This is a genomic window from Streptomyces sp. GL_148, from assembly GCF_057834205.1.
On record NZ_CM174396.1, the window covers coordinates 3,652,089 to 3,675,132 of the forward strand.

General features: G+C 71.7%; 24 protein-coding genes and 1 pseudogene. 13 read left to right on the top strand and 12 right to left on the bottom strand.

Translation table 11 applies throughout. The annotated features are described in order from the left end of the window. Nucleotides 1–20 precede the first annotated feature (20 nt). The 4 genes from AC3IYI_RS16495 (at nucleotide 21) to AC3IYI_RS16510 (ending at nucleotide 2,636) form a co-directional block, all read left to right on the top strand. A complete protein-coding gene (locus tag AC3IYI_RS16495) occupies nucleotides 21–431 on the top strand; it encodes a rodlin (RefSeq protein ID WP_112451357.1) in 411 nt (136 codons plus the stop codon). 241 nt (nucleotides 432–672) lie between these two features. Beyond that, complete coding sequence (locus tag AC3IYI_RS16500; RefSeq protein WP_478685024.1) at nucleotides 673–906, top strand: chaplin; 234 nt, start codon at nucleotides 673–675, stop codon at nucleotides 904–906. A gap of 120 nt (nucleotides 907–1,026) precedes the next feature. After that, on the top strand, nucleotides 1,027–2,109 hold the full coding sequence (locus AC3IYI_RS16505; RefSeq protein WP_489410883.1) for a chaplin: 1,083 nt from the start codon (nucleotides 1,027–1,029) through the stop codon (nucleotides 2,107–2,109). A 176-nt stretch (nucleotides 2,110–2,285) separates the two neighbouring features. Then, complete coding sequence (locus AC3IYI_RS16510) at nucleotides 2,286–2,636, top strand: hypothetical protein (protein WP_489410884.1); 351 nt, start codon at nucleotides 2,286–2,288, stop codon at nucleotides 2,634–2,636. Nucleotides 2,637–2,722: 86 nt separating this feature from the next. Here the strand turns inward: AC3IYI_RS16510 and AC3IYI_RS16515 are convergent, their stop codons facing one another. Both AC3IYI_RS16515 and AC3IYI_RS16520 read right to left on the bottom strand, forming a co-directional pair. Next, nucleotides 2,723–2,962: a chaplin gene (locus tag AC3IYI_RS16515; RefSeq protein WP_356512281.1), complete on the bottom strand. Its 240-nt coding sequence runs from the start codon at nucleotides 2,960–2,962 to the stop codon at nucleotides 2,723–2,725. A gap of 159 nt (nucleotides 2,963–3,121) precedes the next feature. After that, entirely contained in the window at nucleotides 3,122–3,685 is a 564-nt protein-coding gene (locus AC3IYI_RS16520; RefSeq protein WP_489410885.1) for a hypothetical protein, read from the bottom strand. A 282-nt stretch (nucleotides 3,686–3,967) separates the two neighbouring features. Here AC3IYI_RS16520 and AC3IYI_RS16525 point away from each other — a divergent pair, with 282 nt between their 5' ends. Beyond that, nucleotides 3,968–4,378, top strand: a complete 411-nt coding sequence (locus AC3IYI_RS16525) for a rodlin (protein ID WP_489410886.1) — start codon at nucleotides 3,968–3,970, stop codon at nucleotides 4,376–4,378. 143 nt (nucleotides 4,379–4,521) lie between these two features. On the opposite strand, the gene AC3IYI_RS16530 is transcribed toward AC3IYI_RS16525, so the two are convergent. Beyond that, entirely contained in the window at nucleotides 4,522–5,163 is a 642-nt protein-coding gene (locus tag AC3IYI_RS16530) for a vitamin K epoxide reductase family protein (protein WP_489410887.1), read from the bottom strand. A gap of 192 nt (nucleotides 5,164–5,355) precedes the next feature. Between AC3IYI_RS16530 and AC3IYI_RS16535 the strand changes: the two genes are divergently transcribed. Next, nucleotides 5,356–6,126, top strand: a complete 771-nt coding sequence (locus AC3IYI_RS16535; RefSeq protein ID WP_489410888.1) for a DUF6227 family protein — start codon at nucleotides 5,356–5,358, stop codon at nucleotides 6,124–6,126. A 36-nt stretch (nucleotides 6,127–6,162) separates the two neighbouring features. Here AC3IYI_RS16535 and AC3IYI_RS16540 read toward each other — a convergent pair whose 3' ends face one another. From AC3IYI_RS16540 to AC3IYI_RS16555, 4 genes are all read right to left on the bottom strand, one after another. Further along, entirely contained in the window at nucleotides 6,163–8,235 is a 2,073-nt protein-coding gene (locus AC3IYI_RS16540) for a PTS fructose transporter subunit IIABC (RefSeq protein ID WP_489410889.1), read from the bottom strand. Further along, nucleotides 8,232–9,185, bottom strand: coding sequence for a 1-phosphofructokinase (pfkB, locus tag AC3IYI_RS16545; protein ID WP_489410890.1), 954 nt, complete (start codon nucleotides 9,183–9,185; stop codon nucleotides 8,232–8,234). Before pfkB ends, AC3IYI_RS16540 begins: the two co-directional genes overlap by 4 nt. Beyond that, entirely contained in the window at nucleotides 9,182–9,943 is a 762-nt protein-coding gene (locus AC3IYI_RS16550; protein ID WP_489410891.1) for a DeoR/GlpR family DNA-binding transcription regulator, read from the bottom strand. The genes pfkB and AC3IYI_RS16550 overlap by 4 nt, the downstream gene beginning before the upstream one ends. 147 nt (nucleotides 9,944–10,090) lie before the next feature. Beyond that, nucleotides 10,091–11,734 carry an MFS transporter gene (locus AC3IYI_RS16555; protein ID WP_489410892.1) on the bottom strand — a complete coding sequence of 548 codons (1,644 nt, stop codon included), beginning with the start codon at nucleotides 11,732–11,734 and terminating at the stop codon, nucleotides 10,091–10,093. Nucleotides 11,735–11,796: 62 nt separating this feature from the next. Here AC3IYI_RS16555 and AC3IYI_RS16560 point away from each other — a divergent pair, with 62 nt between their 5' ends. Beyond that, complete coding sequence (locus AC3IYI_RS16560) at nucleotides 11,797–12,774, top strand: helix-turn-helix transcriptional regulator (protein ID WP_489410893.1); 978 nt, start codon at nucleotides 11,797–11,799, stop codon at nucleotides 12,772–12,774. 425 nt (nucleotides 12,775–13,199) lie between these two features. On the opposite strand, the gene AC3IYI_RS16565 is transcribed toward AC3IYI_RS16560, so the two are convergent. After that, complete coding sequence (locus AC3IYI_RS16565; RefSeq protein ID WP_489410894.1) at nucleotides 13,200–14,177, bottom strand: sigma-70 family RNA polymerase sigma factor; 978 nt, start codon at nucleotides 14,175–14,177, stop codon at nucleotides 13,200–13,202. Nucleotides 14,178–14,675: 498 nt separating this feature from the next. Here AC3IYI_RS16565 and AC3IYI_RS16570 point away from each other — a divergent pair, with 498 nt between their 5' ends. Beyond that, nucleotides 14,676–15,323 carry a Uma2 family endonuclease gene (locus AC3IYI_RS16570; RefSeq protein ID WP_489410895.1) on the top strand — a complete coding sequence of 216 codons (648 nt, stop codon included), beginning with the start codon at nucleotides 14,676–14,678 and terminating at the stop codon, nucleotides 15,321–15,323. Here the strand turns inward: AC3IYI_RS16570 and AC3IYI_RS16575 are convergent. The 4 genes from AC3IYI_RS16575 to AC3IYI_RS16590 form a co-directional block, all read right to left on the bottom strand. Then, nucleotides 15,295–15,678: a hypothetical protein gene (locus tag AC3IYI_RS16575; protein WP_489410896.1), complete on the bottom strand. Its 384-nt coding sequence runs from the start codon at nucleotides 15,676–15,678 to the stop codon at nucleotides 15,295–15,297. The two genes, AC3IYI_RS16570 and AC3IYI_RS16575, sit on opposite strands and share 29 nt — an antisense overlap. Then, entirely contained in the window at nucleotides 15,671–16,471 is an 801-nt protein-coding gene (locus AC3IYI_RS16580; protein WP_489410897.1) for a dioxygenase family protein, read from the bottom strand. Before AC3IYI_RS16580 ends, AC3IYI_RS16575 begins: the two co-directional genes overlap by 8 nt. Before the next feature lie 150 nt (nucleotides 16,472–16,621). Next, complete coding sequence (locus AC3IYI_RS16585) at nucleotides 16,622–18,157, bottom strand: MFS transporter (RefSeq protein ID WP_489410898.1); 1,536 nt, start codon at nucleotides 18,155–18,157, stop codon at nucleotides 16,622–16,624. Nucleotides 18,158–18,241: 84 nt separating this feature from the next. After that, nucleotides 18,242–18,910, bottom strand: a complete 669-nt coding sequence (locus tag AC3IYI_RS16590) for a TetR/AcrR family transcriptional regulator (protein WP_489411561.1) — start codon at nucleotides 18,908–18,910, stop codon at nucleotides 18,242–18,244. Nucleotides 18,911–19,338: 428 nt separating this feature from the next. Here AC3IYI_RS16590 and AC3IYI_RS16595 point away from each other — a divergent pair, with 428 nt between their 5' ends. The 5 genes and pseudogenes from AC3IYI_RS16595 to AC3IYI_RS16615 form a co-directional block, all read left to right on the top strand. Further along, the gene (locus tag AC3IYI_RS16595; RefSeq protein WP_489410899.1) at nucleotides 19,339–20,619 is read left to right on the top strand and encodes a M6 family metalloprotease domain-containing protein; all 1,281 of its coding nucleotides are present in this window, start codon (nucleotides 19,339–19,341) and stop codon (nucleotides 20,617–20,619) included. 179 nt (nucleotides 20,620–20,798) lie between these two features. Further along, nucleotides 20,799–21,743 carry a zinc-dependent alcohol dehydrogenase gene (locus tag AC3IYI_RS16600; RefSeq protein WP_489410900.1) on the top strand — a complete coding sequence of 315 codons (945 nt, stop codon included), beginning with the start codon at nucleotides 20,799–20,801 and terminating at the stop codon, nucleotides 21,741–21,743. Beyond that, on the top strand, nucleotides 21,740–22,219 hold the full coding sequence (locus tag AC3IYI_RS16605; protein ID WP_489410901.1) for a RidA family protein: 480 nt from the start codon (nucleotides 21,740–21,742) through the stop codon (nucleotides 22,217–22,219). Before AC3IYI_RS16600 ends, AC3IYI_RS16605 begins: the two co-directional genes overlap by 4 nt. Before the next feature lie 38 nt (nucleotides 22,220–22,257). Next, nucleotides 22,258–22,611 (top strand): PucR family transcriptional regulator ligand-binding domain-containing protein, encoded by a 354-nt coding sequence (locus tag AC3IYI_RS16610; protein WP_489410902.1) that lies wholly within the window; start codon nucleotides 22,258–22,260, stop codon nucleotides 22,609–22,611. A 293-nt stretch (nucleotides 22,612–22,904) separates the two neighbouring features. Further along, nucleotides 22,905–23,000: pseudogene (locus tag AC3IYI_RS16615) on the top strand (helix-turn-helix domain-containing protein); the annotation flags it as partial. Nucleotides 23,001–23,044: the final 44 nt, after the last annotated feature.

Here is a 23,044-nt window from a genome sequence, read left to right on the forward strand (position 1 = left end):
CCTGCAAAAAAGGGACCATCATGATCAAGAAGTTTGCGGCCGGCGCAGCGGTTGCCGCCTCGTTCGTCGGTCTGGGTGCCGCCATGGCCCCGCAGGCCATGGCCATCGGCAACGACCACGGCATCAACACCGTGAACGGCAACGGGGCCTCGCAGATCTACGGCAACCAGGCCACCTACGGCAACATGAGCCCGCAGATGGCGCTCATCCAGGGCTCGTTCAACAAGCCCTGCATCGCCCTGCCGGCCAAGGCCAACGTCCAGTCCGTGCTGGCTCTGGTCAACGTCGGCGTCCAGGACATCCCCGTCCTGTCCAGCCCGCAGAACCAGCAGTGCACCGAGAACTCCACCCAGGCCAAGGGCGACGAGGCTCTCTCGCACATCCTCAGCAACATCCCGGTCCTGTCCGGCAACGCCTCCGCCGGCAGCTGACAGCGCCGCGCCAGCTGACACAGCACCGCGCCAGTGGGGCCGTCGCACCTTCGGGTCGCGGCGGCCCCGCCGCATATCGGGACCCGAATAAGGACTCCGCGGAAACCGGCCACAATTCAGGACGCACGAGCACCTGAGTGAATTGACCGGAAGCGCGCAAAAATCCCCGGTTTCTTTTCCCGGACCCACTCGTTGTTAATTCTGCAGCGGATAGACCTCTGCGGGAAGGAAACGAAAACAAATGACGTACAAGAAGGCAGTGGTGCTGGCCGCCGGCATTCTCATGGCCGCCGGTGCCGCCTCCCCCGCCATGGCCGACTCGGCGGCGGACGGCAAGGCCGTCGGCTCCCCCGGCGTCCTGTCCGGCAACCTGCTCCAGGTCCCGGTCCACGTCCCGGTCAACGTCTGCGGCAACACCGTCAACGTGATCGCGCTGCTGAACCCCGCGTTCGGCAACACCTGCGTCAACGCCTGACGAAGCACCTGGCCCGCAAGGGCAGACCTCCTCGGGGTGGCCTCGGAGTGCACGGCGGTGCACTCCGAGGCCACCTTCGATTCAGCACCGGCCGCACGGCCGGTAGACAGGGAAGGACCCATGCGACAGGTACTGAGCCGACAGGTACTGGGCAAGGGGGTGCTCACGGCGGCCGCTGCGTCGAGTCTGCTGTCCATCGCGACCGGCGCGGCCTACGCGCAACCCGGGGCGATGGCCGAGGCCTCCCATTCACCGGGCGTGCTGGCCGGCAACAGCGTCTCGGTACCGATCACCTTCTCGCCGAACGTGTGCGGAAACACCGTGGACGCCGGAGCGGGCCTCAACCCCGCCATGGGCAACAACTGCGCCACCACGACCGGATCCGACGCCGGACACGACTACGAGCGCTACCTCAGCCCGGAGCAGGCGGAGCAGGTCCGCCGCTACGTCGGCGAGGAAGCCCGGCGCGACCAGCGCAACGAGCACGAGGACCGGCACGAGCAGGGCGGTTACGGGGACTCCGGACCCGAGGAGCAGGGCGGCCCCGAGGAGCAGGGCGGCCCCGAGGACCACGGTCCCGCGCAGCAGGGTGGCTACGGAGACTCCGGCGAGGAAGAGGAGTGCGACGACCACCCCCCGGCGCCGACCCCGGAGCCGCATCACGCGCCCCCCGCGCCGAAGCCGCTGCCCGCGCCCGTGGAGCAGGCACCCGCGCCGGAGCCCGTACCGGCTCCGGAGCCCGTACCGGCCCCCGTCCCGGCGCCGGTCGAGGAGGCCCCGCAGCCGCTTCCGGCACCGGCCCCCGCGCCCGTAGTGGAGGAGGCTCCGCACACGCTCCCCGCTCCGGCGCCCGCGCCCGCCCCGGTGGAGCAGGCTCCCGCGCCGATGCCCCCGCACGGCAGCCAGGTCGTGGAGCACCCGGCGCCGGTAGTGCCCCCGGCCGACCAGCCGCCGGCGGCCCCCGCCGGTGACCTGCCCGTCGAGCTTCCCCCGGCGCCGCTGCCCGCGCCGGCACCCGCCCCGGCACCGGCGCCGCTTCCCGCGCCGGCGCCCGCGCCCGAGGCCGTCCCCGTCGCGGCGGCCCCCGCGCGGCAGGAACTGGCGGCGACCGGCGCCGGACAGCCCGCCGGCGCCGCGGCCCTGGCCTCGGCCCTCATCCTGGGCGGCGCCATTCTGTACCGCAGGTCCCGTAACGCCGCCTGACGGCAATACCGGTAATCAGAAGAAATATCGGCCGGAGAGTCCCTTGTCGGATTCTCCGGCCGTTGCCGTGTCCGCCTCCGCGTTTCCGCGGCGCCGGGGAATCGTTAACCAGGTCGAAAGTGGCGCGACGGTCGCCACTGGTCACTTCTGGTCGCCCCTAGAAAAGGATTCTGATAATGAAGCTCTCGAAGGTCGCCGCAGTCGTCGTCGGCTCCGTCGCCGCCCTCGGCGCCACCTCCCCCGCCTTCGCCGCCACCGAGGCGCCTGCCGTCCCCATGAGCCTGACGAGCGGGCTGACGGCGGTCACCGACTCGGTGAACCCCGTATCGGCGGCGCTGCCCCAGACCGTGGGCAACGGGCTGGCCGAGCAGGGCGAGAGCGTAGAGAAGGTCGTGACCACCGTCCAGAAGGTCAACGAGGTCAAGAACGACGCTCCGGCCGAGGTGATGCACCTCGCCAACGGGGCCACCCAGGCCTCCCCGCTGCTCGGCGGAGTGCAACTCAACGGCGGCGGCAGCAAGCACTGAGGGGCCCGTCCCGTTCTCCTGCCGACACGACTGTGGGCGCCCCCGGCCTCGCCGGTGGCGCCCACAGTCGTGTGGTGCGTTGAACGTCAGTCGTTGACGCAGACGTTGCCGAACGCCGGGTTCAGCGCGCCGATCACGTTCACGGAGTTGCCGCAGACGTTGACCGGGATGTGGACCGGGACCTGTCCCAGGTTGCCCGAGAGGACACCGGGGGAACCCACGGCCGCGCCCTCGGCCTTGGAGTCGGCCATGGCGGAGCCGGCGGCACCGGCCGCAGCGAGACCAGCGGTGGCCAGGACCAGGGCGGCCTTCTTGGCAGTGTTCATGGGAAGTGCACCTTCTCTTCGATGTTCTGCCCCGATTCCGGGGCTCACATCGAGCGAAACGGTCCACCTTCCCAGACGACACGGCTCCGCACGCGATCAGACCTGTTCAGCCCAATAGTCGTCACCGCGTGCGGGTCCGTGTACGGATCCGGGTGGTCCCTACGGAAGGAACCCGGCGAACGACGGGATCTCCGGGACCGTGCCCGCGGGCGTGCCGGGTACCGCAGGCACCGCCGGCACAGCGGGCACCGCGGCCGCGGGCGGGGCCGCGGGGTTGGAGACCGGGACCGCCGGGGCACCGGGGATCTCGGGGGTCGGGACGTCCGGGGTCGGGACGTCGGGGATCGGGACGTCGGGGACGGGGAGGTCGGGGATCTCGGGAAGCGCCGGGATGGGCAGGTCCGGGAGCCCGGGGATCGCGGGGAGCTGCGGCAGGGGCGGGAGCGCGGGCAGTTTGATCTCGGGGATCTTGATTCCCGGAAGCAGGGCGCCCAGGCTCTTGGTCAGGTCCGCCAGGATCTTGGAGACCGCGGCGAGGGCGTCTTCGACGGGACCCGCCGCTGCCACCCTCTCCTTGATCTCTTCCTGGGCCGCCGCCACGCGGTTCGCGGCGGCGCCTGCACCTTCCGCGGCGCCCGCGGGAGCTGCCGCGCCGGTGAGTATGACGACCGCCAGGGCCGACGGGACGAGGACGCGGATACGGGAGGCCTTGGTGCGGTGCATGGGTGTGTTCCTTCTGGTGGTCGCTCGGAAGCGGACCCGAGCGATCCGCCTCCTTACCCACCGTGCGAACGGGTTCTACGGAGCGCAACACGAGCGCGGGGCCGCGCACCCCGCTGCGGGGTGCGTGCGGGCTTCGCGCACACGTCCGGGGGCCTCTCACCCCACCCGGGGAAAACCTGCCCGCAGACAGGCCGTTTGAGTGAAGCAGCGGAACCAACCTTCCGCGGAGGCAGTTGATCAGGGCGCTCCACTAGCGGGCACTCGTGCGACAAAAGGATCAAGATGCTCAAGAAGATCATGACTGCTGCTGCGGTCACCGCCGTCGCCGTCGGCGCGGGCGCTGCTGCTGCCGCCCCCGCCATGGCGATCGGCAACGACAACGGGATCAACACCGTCAACGGGAACGGTGCCGTGCAGGCGTACGGCAACCAGAAGACCCACGGTGACATGAGCCCGCAGCTCGGCGTCGTCCAGGGCACCCTGAACAAGCCCTGCATCGGTCTGCCGGCCAAGGTCAACGCCCAGTCACTGGTCGCCCTGGTCAACGTCGGTGTCCAGGACATCAACGTCCTGTCCAACCCGCAGAACCAGCAGTGCACCGAGAACTCCACCCAGGCCAAGGGCGACGAGCCGCTCTCGCACATCCTGGACAACATCCCGGTCCTCTCGGGCAACGTCTCCCAGGGCAGCTGACCTCCGCTCCCGATCTACGGTCCGGGACTCCGTGGTCCACATACTCGGCGCCCGTGGAGCGACCCGTTCGAAGAAGCGGTGTGAAGTGACGAGGGCCCCGGCAGCGTCCAGCTGCCGGGGCCCTCGCATGTCGTCCGGCGGCCTCAGCCGGTCCAGAAGTCCCACCACCGGGTCAGGACCAGCATCCCGATCACGCCGGTGTGCAGGACCGGCGGGGCCCAGCCGAAGTCGGCGAAGAAGTTCCGTACCGGCACGGGCGCGGGGAGGATCCCCGTACGGACGGTGTGGGCGGTGACCGCCCAGAACATCAGCAAGGTGGCCAGCCAGGTCAGGCAGCACCACAGGCAGAGCGCGTTGATCTCGTAGAGCGACTGGATCATGAGCCAGGAGCAGAATCCGACGCCGAAGAGCATTCCGGCAGTGAGACCGAGCCAGAACCAGCCGCGGTAGCGGGCCCCGGCCAGCAGGCCGGCGCCGACGCACACGACCGCCCCGTAGGCGACCAGCCCCAGCATCGGGTTCGGGAAACCGAAGGCCGCCGCCTGCTCGCTCTTCATCACGCTGCCGCAGGAGACGACCGGATTGAGACTGCACGCAGGCTTGAAGTCCGGGTTCTCCAGCAGCAGGAACTTGTCCAGGGTGATGACCCAGGCGGCCAGCACTCCGGCGGCCCCGGTGAGCAGCAGCAGCCAGGCCAGCGCGCGGGGGGCTGCGATCGGTTCCGCGTCCTTGCGGTTGTGGGGCCGGCCCTGCTGGCGGGGCACGCCCACGGTATTTGTTGCCATACGGTCATGCTCCCGCCCTTGTGCCCGCTATCCGGTCCAACCATGCTCATCGACATGGAGGTTGACCTGAAGGGGTGGCTGGAACCCCTGGCGCTTCCCGGACGTTTTACCGAACCCCGGACGTGATGTCAGACCCAGGGGCTACGTTGAGCTTCCGCGAAGTGACAAGCTGCGACGGCCTGGAGACCCACCTTGAGCGATCCACACGAGACAACCGAGGCGCACCTCGAGCGACTCCTGGGCCGCGCCCTCAACTCCTTCGACCTGCCGGACGAGTTGGTCGAGCGGCTGCGTACGGCGCTCGCCCACAGGTCCTCGCTCCACACCACCCGCCGCGCCCCGTCGGCGGGACCCTGGCGGGAGATCCACCGGCACTCCTACCTGCTGTCCGACGGCGACTCCGTGATCCTTTGGGAGCTGGCGCACCGTCAGGACGCCGACCTCTCGATACGGTACGAGGTCTTCGCGAGCAAGGCGGAGACCTGCCTCGCGGCGGCCCGGCTCTTCGGCGAGGTCCCCTCGCAGGTGGCGCGGGACCTCGTGGAGGTGACGGTGGAGGAGGAGCCGGAGAACGACCTCGCCGTGCTGAGCGCGCTGTTCGCCCATCCGACCCCGGCCCAGCGGCACCGCGAGTACGCGGTGGAGGAGTCCGCGGACCACGCCCGACGGGTGCTGCGCCGCGCGGAGAACCCGGACCGGCCGGGCGAGCGGGTGGCCCTGCTCCTGCGGTCGGCCTACGCGCACCAGATCACGCAGGTGTTCGGCACCCGCCAGTGCCTGGCGGACGGACGGGACGCGGGCTTCAGCCTGTACGAGCACTCCTTCGTCCTGCTGGACGGGAGCGAGTTCAGCCTGTGGGAGGTCGAGCACACGGTGACGCCGGACGGGCGGCACATGTGCGAGGTCTACGAGACCGAAACGGCCGCACGCGGAGCCATGGAGCTCCGCGCGCGGGTGAGGTGACGGGGGCGAGGGCGAGGGCGGGGACGGGGACGACGGTCAGGCGGCGGCGGTGACCTTCGCCGGTTCCGGCAGGGGCGCCGCGTCGGCTGCCCCGGCCTGCTGCCGCGGGGTCTCCTCCTGCTTGCGCATCCCCTTGAGAAGGATGACCAGGCCGGCGGTGGTGGCCGTACCGGCGGCGATGGCGATCAGGTAGAGCAGCGGGTTGCCGATCAGCGGGATCACGAAGATGCCGCCGTGCGGGGCCCGCAGGGTGCACTCGAAGGCCATCGAGAGGGCGCCGGTGACCGCGCCGCCCACCATGGAAGCCGGGATCACGCGCAGCGGGTCGGCCGCGGCGAACGGGATGGCGCCCTCGCTGATGAAGGAGGCGCCGAGGAACCAGGCGGCCTTGCCGTTCTCGCGCTCGGTCTTGGAGAAGAGCCGGCCGCGGACCGTGGTGGCCAGCGCCATCGCCAACGGCGGCACCATGCCGGCGGCCATCACGGCGGCCATGACCTTGAGGCTGCCCTCGTTGGGGGTGGCGAGGCCGCCGATGGCGAAGGCGTAGGCCACCTTGTTGAGCGGGCCGCCGAGGTCGAAGCACATCATCAGGCCGAGGATGACGCCGAGGATGATCGCGTTGGCGCCGGAGAGGCCCGACAGCCAGTCGGTGAGGGCCTGCTGGAGCGAGGCGACGGGCTTGCCGACGACCAGGAACATCAGGAACGCGGTGACGGCGGAGCCGATGAGCGGCAGGACGACCACCGGCATGATCCCGCGCAGGGCGGTGGGGATCTTCAGCCGCTGGACGGCGAGGACGGTGCCGCCCGCGATGAGGCCGGCGATCAGGCCGCCGAGGAAGCCGGCGTTGATGGTGAGGGCCACGGCGCCGCCGACGAAGCCGGGGACGAGACCGGGCCGGTCCGCCATGCCGTAGGCGATGTAGCCGGCGAGGACGGGGACCAGGAAGCCGAAGGCGAGGCCGCCGGTCTGGAAGAGCAGCGCGGCCCAGCTGGCGGCTTCGGTCCATACGAAGTGCTCGGCGACGGAGGGGGCGGAGTTGATCTCGTACCCGCCGATGGCGAAGGCGAGGGCGATGAGGAGGCCGCCTGCGGCGACGAACGGGACCATGTAGCTGACGCCGGACATCAGCCAAGTACGGAGCTTCGCGCCGTAGCCGTCCTGGTCTTCCCCGGCCTTTTCGACCGGGGTCGGGGTGGTGGTGGCGATCTCGCCGCGTTCCGCCTTGTCGCGGGCCTCCCGGAGGAGTTCCGCGGGGCGGTTGATGCCCGCCTTGACGCCCACGTCGACGGTGGGCTTACCGGTGAAGCGGGCCCTTTCCCTGACCGGGACGTCGTGGGCGAAGACGACTGCGTCGGCGGCGGCGATCGTTTCGGGGGGCAGCTTCGTGAAGCCGGCCGAGCCCTGGGTTTCGACCTGGAGGTCGATTCCGGCCTCGGCGGCGGCCTGGGTCAGCGCCTCGGCGGCCATGTAGGTGTGGGCGATGCCCGTGGGGCAGGAGGTGACTGCCACGATCCGGAACGGCTGCCCTGCGGGGCTCTCCCCCACCCCGCCCCTTCCCGAAACTGTGGGCTGCGCCCCCAGGCCCCCGGTCGCGGGCTGCGCCGCGACCCCCTCGGGGGCTCCGCCCCCGGACCCCCGCTCCTCAAACGCCGGAGGGGCTGGGTTGGGCTCGCCCGCGACCAGGGCTGCGGCTTCCGTCGGGGTGGCTGCTGCGCGCAGGGCCTCGACGAAGTCCGGCCGCATCAGGCGGCGGGCCAGGGTGGAGAGGATGGACAGGTGGGCGTCGTCCGCGCCGGCGGGGGCGGCTATCAGGAAGATCAGGTCCGCCGGGCCGTCCGGGGCGCCGAAGTCGATGCCCGACGGGGAGCGGCCGAAGGCCAGGGTGGGGGCCGTCACGTGGGGGGAGCGGCAGTGGGGGATGCCTATGCCGCCCTCCAGGCCGGTCGGCATCTGGGCCTCGCGCGCGGCCACGTCGGCCAGGAAGCCGTCCAGGTCGGTGATCCTGCCCAGCTCCGCCATCCGTTCGGCGAGGGCACGTGCCGCCCCCTCCTTGGACTCTGCTGACAGGTCGAGGTCGACCAGGTCCGGGGTGGTCATCTCGCTCATCGCTCGTCGCTCATTTCGGACAGAGGGAGGTCCAGGGGCAGGTCCTGGGTGACATGGACCGCGTCGGGCCGCAGGTCCGAGGGGGCCGGCATGGCGCTGCCCGGAAGCTGGACCGCGGCGGCGCCGTGGGCCAGGGCGGAGGCCAGGGCCGCAGGCCCCGTACCCCCCGCGATCAGGAAGCCGGCGAGGGAGGCGTCGCCCGCGCCGACGTTGCTGCGGACCGAGGAGACGGCCGCGGTGCCGTAGTAGGTGCCCTCCTCGGAGACCAGGAGCTGGCCGTCCGCGCCGAGGGAGGCCAGGACCGCGCCCGCGCCCAGCGAGCGCAGCTCCTCCGCGGCCTTGAGCACGTCGCCGAGGGTGGCCAGGGACCGCCCCACCGCCGCCGCGAGCTCCGAGGCGTTCGGCTTGATCACGTCCGGGCGGGCCGGCAGCGCCGCGAGCAGCGCCGGGCCGGAGGTGTCCAGGGCGATGCGGGCGCCGGCGGCGTGGGCCCGGGTCACGATGTCGGCGTACCACTCGGGGCCGAGGCCGCGCGGGAGGCTGCCGCAGCAGGCGATCCAGGCGGCGCCGCCCGAGCAGGTGCGGACCGTTTCCAGGAGGAGCGCCGATTCCTCGGCGGTCAGCGCCGGGCCGGTGGCGTTGATCTTGGTGAGGGTGCCGTCCGGTTCGGCGAGGGAGATGTTGGAGCGGGTCTGGCCGGCGATGGAGACCGCCGTGACGTCCACGCCCTGGGCTCCGAGGAGTTCGGCGATCATCGTGCCCGGCGTGCCGCCGAGCGGCAGGACCGCCGTCGTACGGACGCCCGCGGCGGCCACCGCACGGGAGACGTTCACGCCCTTGCCCCCGGGGTCCACCCGGTCGCCGCTCGCGCGGAGCACCTCGCCGCGGTCCAGCGAGGGGACCTCGTAGGTCCGGTCGAGGGAGGGATTGGGGGTGACGGTGAGGATCATACGAGCACAACTTCCGTACCGGCGGCCTCGATCGCCGCCTTCTGAGCGGGGTCGAGCCCCTGGTCCGTGATGAGGAGGTCGACGTCGGCGAAGGAGCCGAAGCGGGCGAAGTGTTCCTGGCCCGCCTTCGCGGAGTCGGCGAGGAGGACGACGCGGCGGGCGGCGGCCATCGCGGCCCGCTTGACGGCGGCCTCGGCGAGATCGGGGGTGGTCAGGCCGCCCTCGGCGGTGAAGCCGTTCGTCGCGAGGAAGAGCACGTCGGCGCGGATCTCGGCGTAGGCGCGCAGGGCCCAGGCGTCGACCGCGGCGCGGGTGCGGTGGCGGACGCGGCCTCCGACGAGGTGGAGGTCGATCCCGGTGTGGTCGGCGAGCCGGGCGGCGACGGGCAGCGCGTGGGTGACCACGGTGAGCGCGGTGTCGACCGGAAGGGCGGCGGCGAGGCGGGCCACCGTGCTGCCCGCGTCGAGGACGACGCTGCCGCCGTCGGGGATTTCGGCGAGGGCGGCGGCCGCGATGCGGTCCTTCTCGTCGGCGGCGGTGGCCTCGCGCTCGGTGAGGTCCGGCTCGAAGTCGAGGCGGCCGGCCGGTATGGCGCCGCCGTGCACCCGGCGTACGAGCCCGGCACGGTCCAGGGCCTTGAGGTCGCGGCGCACGGTCTCGGCCGTGACCTGGAACTGGTCGGCCAGGGACAGGACGTCGACCCGGCCCGCCTCGCGGGCGAGGCGGAGGATCTCCTGCTGGCGCTCCGGTGCGTACATGTGGTTTCAGATCCGTTCGATGCCCGACTCTGTGGGTTCTCTTGGATCGTACGCCCGCTTGCGCCTGAAAACAAAACAAACGGGCATGTCCGCCAACAGAAGCGGACATGCCCGTGAGTGAGGTGCGCGCAGTGCGCAGGCGCGGTACTAGCCGGCGTGCTCCGTGCCGCCTTCGCGCTCGGCCATAGGGACGGCCTTGCGCGGCAGCATGAACATCACTGAGAAGATCACGACCAGGACGGCCACGACCCACCACATCGCGATGTGGAACGCGTCCACGTAGGGCGGCCCGAAGACCCGGTCGTCCTCGATGAACCCGAAGTAGACGACGGAGGTCAGGCCGAGGCCCAGCGCGTTGCCCATCTGGCCGGTGGTGTTGATCAGCCCGGACGCCGAGCCGGCGTGCTCGCGCGGCACTTCGGAGAGCACCGTGTCGGTCAGCGGCGCGATGATCAGGCCCATGCCGGCGCCCATGACGATCAGCGGGGCGGCCATCTGCCAGGAGGTGATGGTCATCCCGTAGCGGTCCGACTCCCAGATGTAGAGGAGCACGCCCGCGGCCATGACCAGGGCGCCGGCCTGGAGCACCTTGCGGCCGAAGCGCGGTACGAGCTTCTGTACGGACAGGCCCGCGGCGGTCGAGACGGCGATCGAGAACGGGATGCCGGTGGAGCCGGACTTCAGGGCGCTCCAGCCGAGGCCCATCTGCATGTAGAGCATCCAGACCAGGAAGAAGATGCCGGTCGCGATGCCGAAGGTCAGCTGGACGGCGATACCGCCGGCGAAACTCTTGACCTTGAAGAGGGAGAGCTCGACGAGCGGGGAGCCGTCCTTTTGGATCTTGTACTTCTCGTAGGCGATGAAGCCGACGAAGACCAGCGGCGAGGCGATCATGCAGACGAAGCCCCACACGGGCCAGTCGTTCTCGCGGCCGTTGGTGAGCGGGAAGATCAGCATGACCAGGGCGAGGGTCGCGAGCACGACGCCCACCAGGTCCAGGCGCAGCGCCTTGGGGGCCTTGGACTCGGAGATGAACTTGCGGCCCAGGATCACGCCGGCGATGCCGACGGGCAGGTTGATCAGGAAGATCGGGCGCCACTCGAGATCGAGGATGTTCCACTCGGTGAGCAGTGCGCCGAGCATCGGGCCCGAGACGGCGCCGAGGCCGATGATCGCACCGAAGAGACCGAAGACCTTGCCGCGCTCGTGGGGCGGGAAGGTGACGTGGATGATCGCGAGCACCTGCGGGACCATCATGGCCGCCATGCCGCCCTGGAGGATGCGGGAGGCGACGAGCACGTCGGGGTTCGGGGAGAGGCCGCAGAGCAGCGAGGCCGCGGTGAAACCGGATATGCCGAGGAGGAAGAGGCGCTTGCGGCCGTAGATGTCACCGAGACGGCCGCCGGTGATCAGACCGGCGGCGAAGGCGAGCGCGTAGCCGGCGGTGATCCACTGGATGGCGCTGGTGGAGGCGCCGAGGTCCTCGCGCATCCGGGGTATCGCGATGTTGACGATCGTGACGTCGACCAGGTCCATGAAGGCCGCGGTCATCACGATGGCGAGCGCGATCCAGCGGCGGCGGTCGGCGGGGGGAGCGGACTCGTTGGTCACGCCGGACTCGCTGGTCTTGCCGGTTGCGCTGGTCTTGCCGGTTGCGACGGTCTTGCCGGTTGCGCTGGTCTTGCCGGTTGCGACGGCGTCGCGGGTGGTCTTTGCGGGAGGGTCGTTCCGCTCTTCTTGTACGGGCCCGTTCTTTCCTTCGGGCGATGACTGGGTCGTCTCGGTGCTCATGAGGAGAAACCTAGACGGCATGTAGGTCAGTTGGTGTCCTATTTGGCTGGCACCTTTGAAGCATGACCGATACCCCGGCCCGCCTCCTCTCCCTGCTCTCCCTGCTCCAGACCCCGCGCGAGTGGCCCGGGAGCGAGCTGGCCGAGCGGCTGCGCGTGAGCGCCCGTACGATCCGGCGCGATATCGAGCGGCTGCGGGAGCTCGGGTACCCGGTGGAGGCCACGCTGGGCGCGGAGGGCGGCTACCGGCTGGTGGCGGGCGCCGCGATGCCGCCGCTCGTACTGGACGACGAGGAGGCCGTCGCGATCGCGGTGGGGCTGAGGGCGGGGGCCGGGCATGCGATCGAGGGCGTGGAGGAGGCCTCCGTACGCGCCCTCGCGAAGCTGGAACAGGTCCTGCCGGGGCGGCTGCGGCGGCGGGTCGGCGCGCTGCAGTCGGCGACGGTCGCGGTGACGCGGGGCGACGGGGCGAGCGTGGATCCTCGGACGCTGACGGCGATCGCCTCGGCGGTGGCGGGCCCGGAGCGGCTGCGGTTCGCCTACCGGGCGCGGGACGGGGCGGCCTCGCGGCGGCTGGTGGAGCCGTACCGGCTGGTCAGCACCGGGAGCCGGTGGTACCTCGTGGCCTACGACATGGAGCGCGGGGACTGGCGGACCTTCAGGGTGGACCGGATGAGCGAGCCGTCCGGGACGGGGGCGAGGTTCGTGGGGCGGGAGCTGCCGATGGACGCGGTGGACTTCGTGCGGCGGGGGCGGGGGGGCCGGGAGCCGACGTACCTCGTCGATGTCACCTTCGCGGGGGTGGTGGGGTTGCCGGAGTGGGTGCGGGAGTTTGTGGTGCCTGTGCCGGTTCCCGTGGCCGGGGGCGGTGGCGCTGGCGCTGGCGGGGTGCGGGTGCGGTTCGAGTCGGCGGACTCGCCGGAGTGGCTTGTGGCGCGGCTGGCGCTGGCGGGGGTGCCGTTCACCGTGCACGGGCCGGGGTTTCTTGCGGACGCCGCGCGGGCGCTGGGTGCGCGGCTCGCGGAGGCGGCGGGGCCGTAGCGGGGGGGGCGGCGGCCCTGCGGGGCTGTCCCCTACCCGCCCTTCCACCGTTCCCTGGAGCTCCGCCCCAGACCCCGCGCCTCAAACGCCGGCGGGGCTGGGATGGGGCGGCGGGGCACCTCGTGTGCCGGAGGGGGGCGGGGGCAAGGGGGACCCCCGGCGCCGGAGGGGCTGGGCGGGGGCGGCGGGGGCAAGGGGGAGCCCCCGGCGCCGGAGGGGCTGGGCGGGGGCGGCGGGGGCCAGGAGCGCCTCGAGCGCCGGCAGGGCCGGGAGGGCGCGGCGGGGCTGGGATGGGGCGGCGGGGCTGGGAGGGGCGGCCGGGTTGAGGGGCGCCCTCGTGTGCCGGCGGGGGTGAGGGGGAGCCCCCGGCGCCTGGGGGGGATAGGCGCCGGGGGCTCGTATGGGGGGGCTGCGTCTGGGGCCGGTTAGGCCACCGCGTCGAAGCCGGTGTCGCGGGCCATTCGCTTCAGTTCGAGCAGCGCGTGCTTCTCGATCTGGCGGATCCGCTCGCGGGTCAGCCCGTGCTGCTTGCCGACCTCTGTCAGCGTACGCTCTCGGCCGTCCTCAATGCCGTAACGCATCTTGATGATCGACGCCGTCCGCTGGTCCAGCTTGCCCAGCAGGTCCTCCAGCTCCTCGCTGCGCAGGAGGGAGAGGACGGACTGCTCGGGGGAGATGGCCGAGGTGTCTTCCAGCAGGTCGCCGAACTGCGTGTCGCCGTCCTCGTCCACGCCCATGTTCAGGCTGACCGGGTCGCGCGCCCAGTCCAGGACGTCGCCGACGCGCTTCTCCGTCGTGTCCAGCTCGGCGGCGATCTCCGCGTGCTCCGGGTCCCGGCCGTTCTCGCGGTTGAACTCGCGCTGGACCCGGCGGATCCGGCCGAGCTCCTCCACGAGGTGGACGGGCAGGCGGATGGTGCGCGACTGGTCGGCGATGGAGCGGGTGATCGCCTGGCGGATCCACCACGTGGCGTACGTGGAGAACTTGAAGCCCTTGGCGTAGTCGAACTTCTCCACCGCGCGGACGAGGCCGGCGTTGCCCTCCTGGATGAGGTCGAGGAGCGGCAGCCCGCTGCGCGGGTAGCGGCGGGCCACGGCGACGACCAGCCGGAGGTTGGAGCGGATGAAGACTTCCTTGGCGCGCTCACCCTCGGCGGCCAGGACTTCGAGCTCTTCCTGGGAGGGCTGCTTGCCCTTGCGCTCTATCGCGCCGTCGAGGATCTGCTGGGCGTAGATGCCCGCCTCGATGATCTGCGAGAGCTCCACTTCCTTGGCCGCGTCGAGCAGCGGGGTGCGCGCGATCTCGTCCAGGTACATGCCGACCAGGTCGCGGTCTGCGATCTCCCCGCTCCCGGCACGAGCGCTGCTCGTGGACTGACGACGGGCGGCGGCGCGGGTTGCCATGCGTGCTCCCTTGCGATGAGTTCGGTCGCGGTGGTGCGCTGGACACTCTCCCGAGTGCCCGCTTCCGAAGGAAACAACGACTGGAATCGGGACAGAATTCCCACGTCGCTCCCTGTTTTTCGAGATCTTGCAGTATCCTGCCCCGCCGTCCCCCGATCCGAGCGGATCGGCGGCGCCGTCGGACTCGAAGAGGCGCAGGTCAGGGCGGGAATTACGGCCGCCCCCGGAGGGCGGCGGGCCCGCACGAGCGGGGTGGCGATGAGACCACCGTCACACTTGACAGGGCCGTTTTCGCCCCCGTTGCAGCGACGTTCCCGACTGCACTCCCACCCCGAGAGACGAGCTTCGGCCGCTTCTGGTTGCCTCGGCCGGCGACGGTCGACCCGTCCGAGTGAAGGTGCGGCATATTCCTGCGGCATGACCGGCCTCTCCTTGAGCATCGGAGAGTCGCTTGTGCCGCCCGGCCGGTGACGCCCACACTCAGAGGAGGTGCTGCACATGACCGCTCTCGCCCACGAGACGCTGGAGGCCGTAATGCCGAAGGTCGCGACTCCCCCGTCGGACCTTGACGACGTCCTGTGGCAGGCATGGAAAGCCATGGAACTCCCCGAGGGCTACCACGCCGAGATCGTCGAGGGGTTCATCGAGGTGTCACCCACGGGTCGCTACTCGCACGGCCGTACCGTCAATCGCTTGAGGGATCAGCTCGTCGTATTCCTCGCCGGCGGCGAGTTCGCCGCTCGCCAGGACATGAACGTCATCCACAAACGCAAGGTGTGGATCCCCGATCTGTTCGTCGTTCTGGAGGACACCGAGGGGCACGTCACCGAGGACGATCTCGGGGTCGACGCCTCCGCTGTAGCGCTCATCGTTGAAGTCGTCTCCCCCGGAAGCGACAACATCACGCGCGACCGGACGCGCAAGCGGCGCGATTACGCCCGGGCGGCCGTTCCCGTGTACGTCCTGATCGACGACTTCGACGACGGCGGCACCGTCACCGTGCTGACCTCACCCAACCCCGAGAAGGCCGTCTACGAGGACGAGGCGCGGACGGCATACGGGACCCCGGTCGCGATTGCGGCCGGTCCCGCCAAGGGGTTCACCATCGGGGAGGACGTCACCGGTCCGGTCCGGGGCGGCGGGTAGCGACGTGCGGGCAGGCGTGGCAGGCAGGTGGGCCCGACTGGGCCCACCATGCGCACGAGGGGCGGAGGTGGCAGGCGGGAAGCGCGGCGGCCTTCGGCGGAGGTGAGGTCAGGCGGGTGGCCAGGGTGCAGGTGTCGCCCGCGCGGTTGAGGCAGTGCGGGACGCAGTGGGAGGCCAGGCGGAGCAGGCGGCGTGGTTCGATGCCGGGCGGGAGGGCGGCCAGGGCTTCGGCCGCCGGGCGGGGTGCGGGGAGGTAGACCGGGGGGCCGTCGAGGCCGTCGCGGACCGCGAGGACCAGCGACTCCGGCGCGTACGCCGAGCCGCTGGGGCACCAGAGCTGCTCGCGGTCAGCCAAATTGCAGGGACCGCTTGGAGAGGCCCATCCAGAAGCCCGAGACCGGGGTGGCGGGGGTGGTGAGGTCGGATTCCGCGGCGCCCAGGGTGACGAAGAGGGGCGCGAAGTGTTCCGTACGGGGGTGGGCCAGGCGGCCCGCCGGGGACTTGGCTTCGAAGTCCAGTAGGGCGTCGATGTCGGCGGCGGCCAGTGCCTCGTGGCCCCAGGCGTCGAATTCTGCGGACCACGACGGGACGCCGGGGCCGGTGTGGCGCAGGGCGGCCAGGTTGTGGGTGAAGAAGCCGCTGCCCACGATGAGGACACCCTCGTCGCGCAGGGGGGCCAGCTTGCGGCCGATCTCCATCAGGCGGCGCGGGTCGAGGGTCGGCATGGATATCTGGAGCACCGGGATGTCGGCCTCCGGGAACATCTCCACCAGCGGGACGTACGCACCGTGGTCCAGGCCGCGGTCGGGGATGTCCTGGACGGGGGTGCCCGGGGCCTTGAGGAGTGCGCGGACCGCCGCGGCCAGCCCGGGGGCGCCCGGGGCGTCGTAGCGGACCTGGTAGTAGTGCTCGGGGAAGCCCCAGAAGTCGTAGACGAGCGGGACCCGCTCGGTGGCGCCGAGGGCGAGCGGGGCCTCCTCCCAGTGGGCGGAGACCATCAGGATCGCGCGGGGGCGGGGGAGGTCCGCGGACCAGGCGGCCAGTTCGCCGGGCCAGAGCGGGTCGTCCGCGAGGGGCGGGGCTCCGTGGCTCAGGTACAGCGCCGGCATGCGGGCCGTCGCACCGCGGTTCGGGTCGGGCGTCGTCATCAGGGGCTCCAGGAATCGTCACGGCGGGCCGCCACACAAAGACTAACCCCGCATCGTTCAAATTTGAACGATGCGGGGTCATCAGTCATTCCCGTACCCCTGAGCGGGGCCCGCCCCCTCGTGTGAAGAGTGGGGTCGGTGAGCGATGGGTCAGTGGGCGATCACCGGGATCTTCATGTCGGCGTCCGCGCCCTCCGCGACCGGGTCGCCGGCGCCCGGCCTGCCCGTGGTGATGAGGGTCAGGGCGATGAGGGAGCTGGCGACCAGGATGCCGACCGCCCACCAGATCGCGGAGGAGTAGCCCTCCACCATGGCCTGGGCCTGGATCAGCTGCGCCGCCGGGCCGCCCGCCGCGGCCTCGGCCGCGTGGTCGGTCAGGTACGCGGTCGTCGCGGAGGCGGCGATGGTGTTCAGCAGGGCGGTGCCGATCGCGCCGCCCACCTGCTGCGAGGTGTTGACCATCGCGGAGGCGACACCGGCGTCCGCCGGGTTCACCCCGTACGTGGCCAGGGACATGGCGGGCATGAACGCCGTACCCATGCCGAGGCCCAGCAGCAGCTGCGCCGGCAGGATCAGCGCCGGGTAGGAGGAGCCGACCTCCAGCTGCGTCAGCAGCAGCATGCCGCTTGCGGCGACCATGAAGCCGGGGCCCATCAGCAGGCGCGGCGGGACCCGCGTCATGAGGCGGGCGCCTATCTGGGTGGAGCCGGCGATCATGCCCACGATCATCGGGAGGAAGGCGAAGCCGGTCGTGACGGGCGAGAAGCCCTTGACGACCTGCAGGTAGTAGGTGAGGAAGAGGAACAGGCCGAACATCGCGATGACGGCGAGGCCGAGCGAGAGGTAGACGCCGCCGCGGTTGCGTTCCAGCAGGACGCGCAGCGGGAGCAGCGGGTGGGCCGTACGGGACTCGACGAAGACGAAGGCGGCGAGCAGCACGGCGGAGGCGATGAACATGCCCACGGTGAGGGCGTCCGACCAGCCGGCCGACTCGGCGCGGGTGAATCCGTAGACGAGGGCGACGAGACCGGTCGAGGACAGCACGACGCCGGGGATGTCGAGCGGTGCGCGGTTACGGCCGCCGGCCGGCTCGCGGATGATCATCCAGGCGCCGACGGCGGCGACGATCGCGAACGGGATGTTGACGAAGAAGGTCCAGCGCCAGTTCAGGTACTCGGTGAGGACGCCGCCGAGGATCAGGCCCACGGCGCCACCGCCACCGGCGATCGCACCGTAGATGCCGAAGGCCTTGGCGCGCTCCTTGGCGTCGGTGAACATGACGGCCAGCAGCGAGAGCGCGGCGGGCGCGAGCAGTGCGCCGAAGGCTCCCTGAAGGGCGCGGGCGCCCAGCATCATGGCCTCACCCTGTGCGGCGCCGCCCAGCGCGGAGGCCAGGGCGAAGCCGATGAGGCCGACGATGAAGGCGTTCTTGCGGCCCCACTTGTCGGCGATGCGGCCGCCGAAGAGGAGCAGTCCGCCGAAGGCCAGCGCGTACGCGGTGATGACCCACTGGCGGTTGCCGTCCGAGATGCCGAGGTCGGTCTGGGCGGACGGCAGGGCGATGTTCACGATGGTGGCGTCGAGGACGACCATCAGCTGCGCGAGCGCGATGAAGACCAGGGCCTTCCAGCGACTGGGATCGGCGGCGGTGACGGACAGCGGCGGGTTCGCGGCTGTTTTTGACATGGGGGTACCCACTTCGTGGTGCGAGATGACTGAAAACAGATAATCAGGACGGGTGTACGACGCTGGAGGGCGCGACCCTGGGCGTCACATGGCCTTCCGCCTCAGGTCCGCCAGCGTGGTCGCCGAGCCCGGCAGTTCGGAGCGTGCCGGGGCCCTCAACCCGTCGAGGAAGAGCTGGAGATGACGGTGGACGAAGACGTCCGCGTCGAAGCAGCCGGTGCCCGGAAGGGGGCGGCTGAGCTGGGACAGCGCGATCATCAGGTCGCCGACTCCGACGTCCGTGCGCACGAGCCCCGAGGAGCGGCCGGCGGCCAGCAGGGTCTCGACCGCCTCCTCCAAGGTCTCGCGGGAGACGACCAGTTCGGGGTGGTCGTGGTCGAAGTCGCTGGAGAGCGCGGGGCACAGGGCGCCGATCCGCTCGTCCGCCGCCGCGTGCGTGAAGCGGCACAGGGCGGCGAAGGCGTCCGGCTCCTCGGCGAGGGAGTCGACGGCGAGCCCCGTCACCCGGTTCATGCCGAAGAGGACGACGTGGTGGAGCAGGGCCGGGCGGTCGGGGAAGTGCCGGTAGAGCGTGGCGTTGCCCACGCCGGCCCGGCGGGCGATCTCGTCGAGGGGGGCGGCGGGGCCGAACTCCACGAGCACGTCACGGGCGGCGGTCAGGATGCGTTCCCGGTTGCGGACGGCGTCGGCGCGCGGACGCGGGACCGAGTCCGCGCCGGTACGGGCACGGGCACGCTTGCCGGCTGCCTTGATCTTGCCCACGGCGGCCCCCACGGCCACACCCACACACGCACCCGCGCCCGCGCCCGCACCCGAGCCACCCGCGGCCGGAGCCGTGAGGTCGAGTCCGGCCTCGGGGCCCGGTACGGGCAGGGCCGCCGGATCGGTGGTGGCGGGGCTCTTCATGGACTGCTCCCTGGCGGGGTGGTGCGTACGTCCGGGCGAGTCGCTCGTTCCGCCGAAACGGGGAGCAGCTCCCCGGTTCATGGGGACTCTGGTTCAAACGGGGAGAGGGTCCCCGCTTATTTCACTCTCCCGTGTGACGTGGGTCACATAACGCCGGGCCTTTTGATCCCGTTTGGCCTCCCCCGGCGCGCGGGCCCGCTCCAGCCGTCGGAGGGTGGGCCCACAGAGCGCAGTCCGGACCCGGCCGGCTGCCGCGGACCCGAAGGCCGATCTCCATGCCGCAGACGCGCCACCGGATACGCAAGCCGCGCCGCACCAGCGCCTACATCGGCATCACGGCGCTGGCCCTCGGCATCACGGCGACGGCGAGCGCGGGCATATCCAGCCACAGCCATTCGGCGGCCGGGCCGGTGGCCGCGACCAGCGCCGAGTCGATGCTCACCCCCTGCCGGATCTCCGGCGCGATGGGCGTGCAGATGTCCGAGGGGCTGCCGACCGCGCCCGGGTACTCGCGCTCGACGGGCGAGGTCCGGGCACTGAACCTGATGATCGACTTCCCCGACGCCAAGGGCGAGGGCACGGCGGCCGACCGGATGGCGGAGTTCTTCCCGCAGACGTCCGACTGGTTTCGCATCAGCTCCTACGGGCGGCTGACCTACCGGGCCGAGGCGCCGATAAAGAACTGGCTGCGGATGCCGATGCCGTTCGCGGCCTACGGGATCGAGCGGGGTTCCGCGTACGAGCCCGGCTACCGCCAGCTCGTCGAACACATCATCAAAACGTCCGACACCGAGGTCGATTTCTCCCGGTATGACCTAATAAATATCCTGGTCACCCCGAACGCGGGCCCCTCCGCCCTCGACACCGTCCTCTCCGTCACCTTCTCCGGCAACGGCGAGGCACCGATGGCCGACGGCGTCCCGCTCGCCAACACGTCCTTCGTCTACAGCCGCCAGGACGACGGCTCCGGCTCCTACCGGGAGACCGGCTACCGGGTGCTCCCCCACGAGAACGGACACGTCTTCGGCCTGCCCGACCTCTACACCACCGACGGCGGCGGCACCGTGGGGCACTGGGACATCATGAGCGAGGACTGGGGCGCCAACAACGACCTGCTGGGCTGGCACAAGTGGAAGCTGGGCTGGCTCGACAGCAACCAGATCAGCTGCGCCGGGAAGTCCGGGGTCAGCGATCACGTGCTGAGTCCGCTGGCCGTGGAGGGCGGCACCAAGCTGGCCTTCATCCCCGTCTCGGAGAGCGCCGGGTACGCGGTGGAGGTGCGCACCCGCGCCGGGAACGACGAGGCCGTCTGCAAGCCCGGAGTGCTCATCTACAAGGTGGACTCCGAAGTGGACACCGGCCGCGGTCCCGTCACCGTCTCCGACAGCTCCTCCGCGAGCGGCGGCTGCACCCGGCGGTCCAACGTGCACGCGGAGCTCTCCGACGCGCCGTTCCGGCCGGGCGAGACCTTCACCGACGGGAAGTCGGGCATCAGCGTCTCGGTCGTCGGCGAGCTGCGCAACGGCAGCTACCAGGTCCGGGTCACCCGCCCGTGAGCGGTGTGCTCCGCAGGTGGAACGGAACGGGCCCGGCGGTACGGCCGTCGGGCGAGCCGAGCGGCAGAAGCAAATGCAGACCCTCGGCCCGCCTGCCGGCGACCTACGGCCCCCCGCCGGGCCGGATCCGTACCCGCATGGTTGGAACCGATCCGTGTAACGACGTCGTAAGGAGTCTCGTGAAGGCCTTCGCGCTGCGCCGTACCGGCGAGCCGCCCGCCGTGCTGGAACGGCCCGTCCCCCACCCCCGGGCCGGCGAGGTCCTCGTACGCACCACGGCCGCGCTCATCTGCGCCTGGGACGGGCACATCGCCGCCGGGGCGCCCACCGGGCTGGGCCACGAGGCCGTCGGCGTCGTCGAGGCCGTCGGCCCCGGAGTCTGCCCGTCCTACGTCGGCCGGCGCGTCGGCGTGGAGGGCCACGGGCGGCTCGCCGAGTTCTTCCGCGCCCCGGCGGCCGGGGCCGGGCTGGTCCCGCTCCCCGACACCATCTCCGACCACCAGGCGCTCTACGCGGCGGGCGCGCTCCCCACCGGCTTCGCCGCCGCCGAGGAGTCCGGGCCGCCCCCGGGCGGCAGCGTCGTCGTCTTCGGCCAGGGCGCGGTCGGGCTCAGCGCGACCATCGCGGCCGGCCGGCTGCGCGGGGCCCGCGTCATCGCCGTCGAGCCGGAGATGAAGCGCCAGCGCCTCGCCCTGCGGTTCGGGGCCGACGTGGTGATCGACCCGGCCTACGAGGACACCGCCGCGCGGATCCTGGAGCTGACCGGCGGCGCCGGCGCCGACCGCGCGATCATGGCGACGGCCGCGCCCGCCGCCGCGAGGGCCGCCCGCGGGGGCCTGTCCGGGAGCGGGAAGATCACGTACGCCCGCTGCCGGCCGCCGCAGAGCAGCGGGGCGCGGCTCGCGCGGGCGCTGCACCTGATCGGGGACGGGCTGGTGGACCCGAGGGTGATCACCACGCACGAGTTCCCGTTCCACCGGGTCGGGGAGGCCTTCGGGCGGCTCGCCGCCAAGGAGCCGGGCATGATCAAACCGGTCATCGTCTTCCCTCGGACGGACGCCTCCTCCCCCTCCCGCAACAGCTGCGACAGCCGCGACAGCGACCACAAGGAGATCCGCCCATGACCAGCACCCCCGAAGAGCGCCTCGCCGCGGCCGGCCTGAAGCTGCCGCCGACGCCCTCGCCGGTCGCCGTCTACGTCCCCGCCGTACAGAGCGGGCACTACGTGTACACCTCCGGCCAGCTCCCCATGGTCGACGGCGCCCTCCCCCTCACCGGGAAGGTCGGCGCCGAGGTCACTGCGGAACAGGGCAAGGAGCTGGCGCAGCAGTGCGCGCTCAACGCGCTGGCCGCCATCACCTCCGTCGCGGGGGACCTGTCCGCCGTGAAGCGCGTGGTCAAGGTGGTCGGCTTCGTGGCCAGCGACCCGCACTTCACGGGACAGCCCGGCGTGGTCAACGGCGCGAGCGAGCTGCTGGGCACCGCCTTCGGTGACGCGGGCATCCACGCCCGCAGCGCGGTCGGCGTGAGCGTGCTGCCGCTGGACTCCCCCGTCGAGGTGGAGATCCTCGTCGAACTGCACGCCCCGATGGGCCTCTAGGACCTGAAGAGGCCCAGGCACCTGCGTACCCGTGTCTGTTGCGCCTGCTGGGCCTGCCGGGCGGCGAGCGGGACCTCGACCGGCCCGTGCTGGGCACGGTGACCATCGACCTGCCCGACCCGGGGCGCTTCGTGTCCCCCGGGGACCTGGTGCTGTCCGGACTGGCCTGGCACCGGCGGCACCGGCAGGACGCGGGGGCCGACCCGTCCGACCCGTCCGACGCGTTCGTCCGCGTCCTCGTGGAGGCGGGCGCCGTGGCGCTGGGCGCGGGCGAGGCACGGTTCGGCCACGTCCCCGAGGATCTGGTGGAGGCCTGCGCCCGGTACGGGCTGCCGCTGCTCGCGGTGGGCGTGGAGGTGCCGTTCAACTCGGTCACCGAGTACGTGGCCTGACCGACTGGCTGATCGCCGTCGAGGCCGACAGCTCCGACTGGAACGACGAACGCGTCGACCTGCTGGACCGGCTCGCGCGGCTGGTCGCGGTGGAGCGCGGCGGCCGGGACACCGACCGCACGATGCGGCGGCGCGCCGCCGAACGGCTGCTGGCGCTGGCCGGCTCGGCCGCCGCCGCCGACGACGCGGAGAGCCGGCAGGCGCTGTTCGACGAGGAAGAGGCGGCGGCCCGGCTCACGGCGGGGGCCGCGGGGGCGGGCGGGCACCCGGGAGGCCCGGAAGGCCCGGAAGGCCGCTACCGGATCAGCCGCATCGAGGCGCTGACCGGGCGCAACCTGAGCCGGCTGGAGGACAAGATGGACTTCGCGGCGGCCCTGCGGATGGGCTGAGCCGGCGCCGGAGTAGCCTCTCGGTCCGCAGGAAGATCATCGGT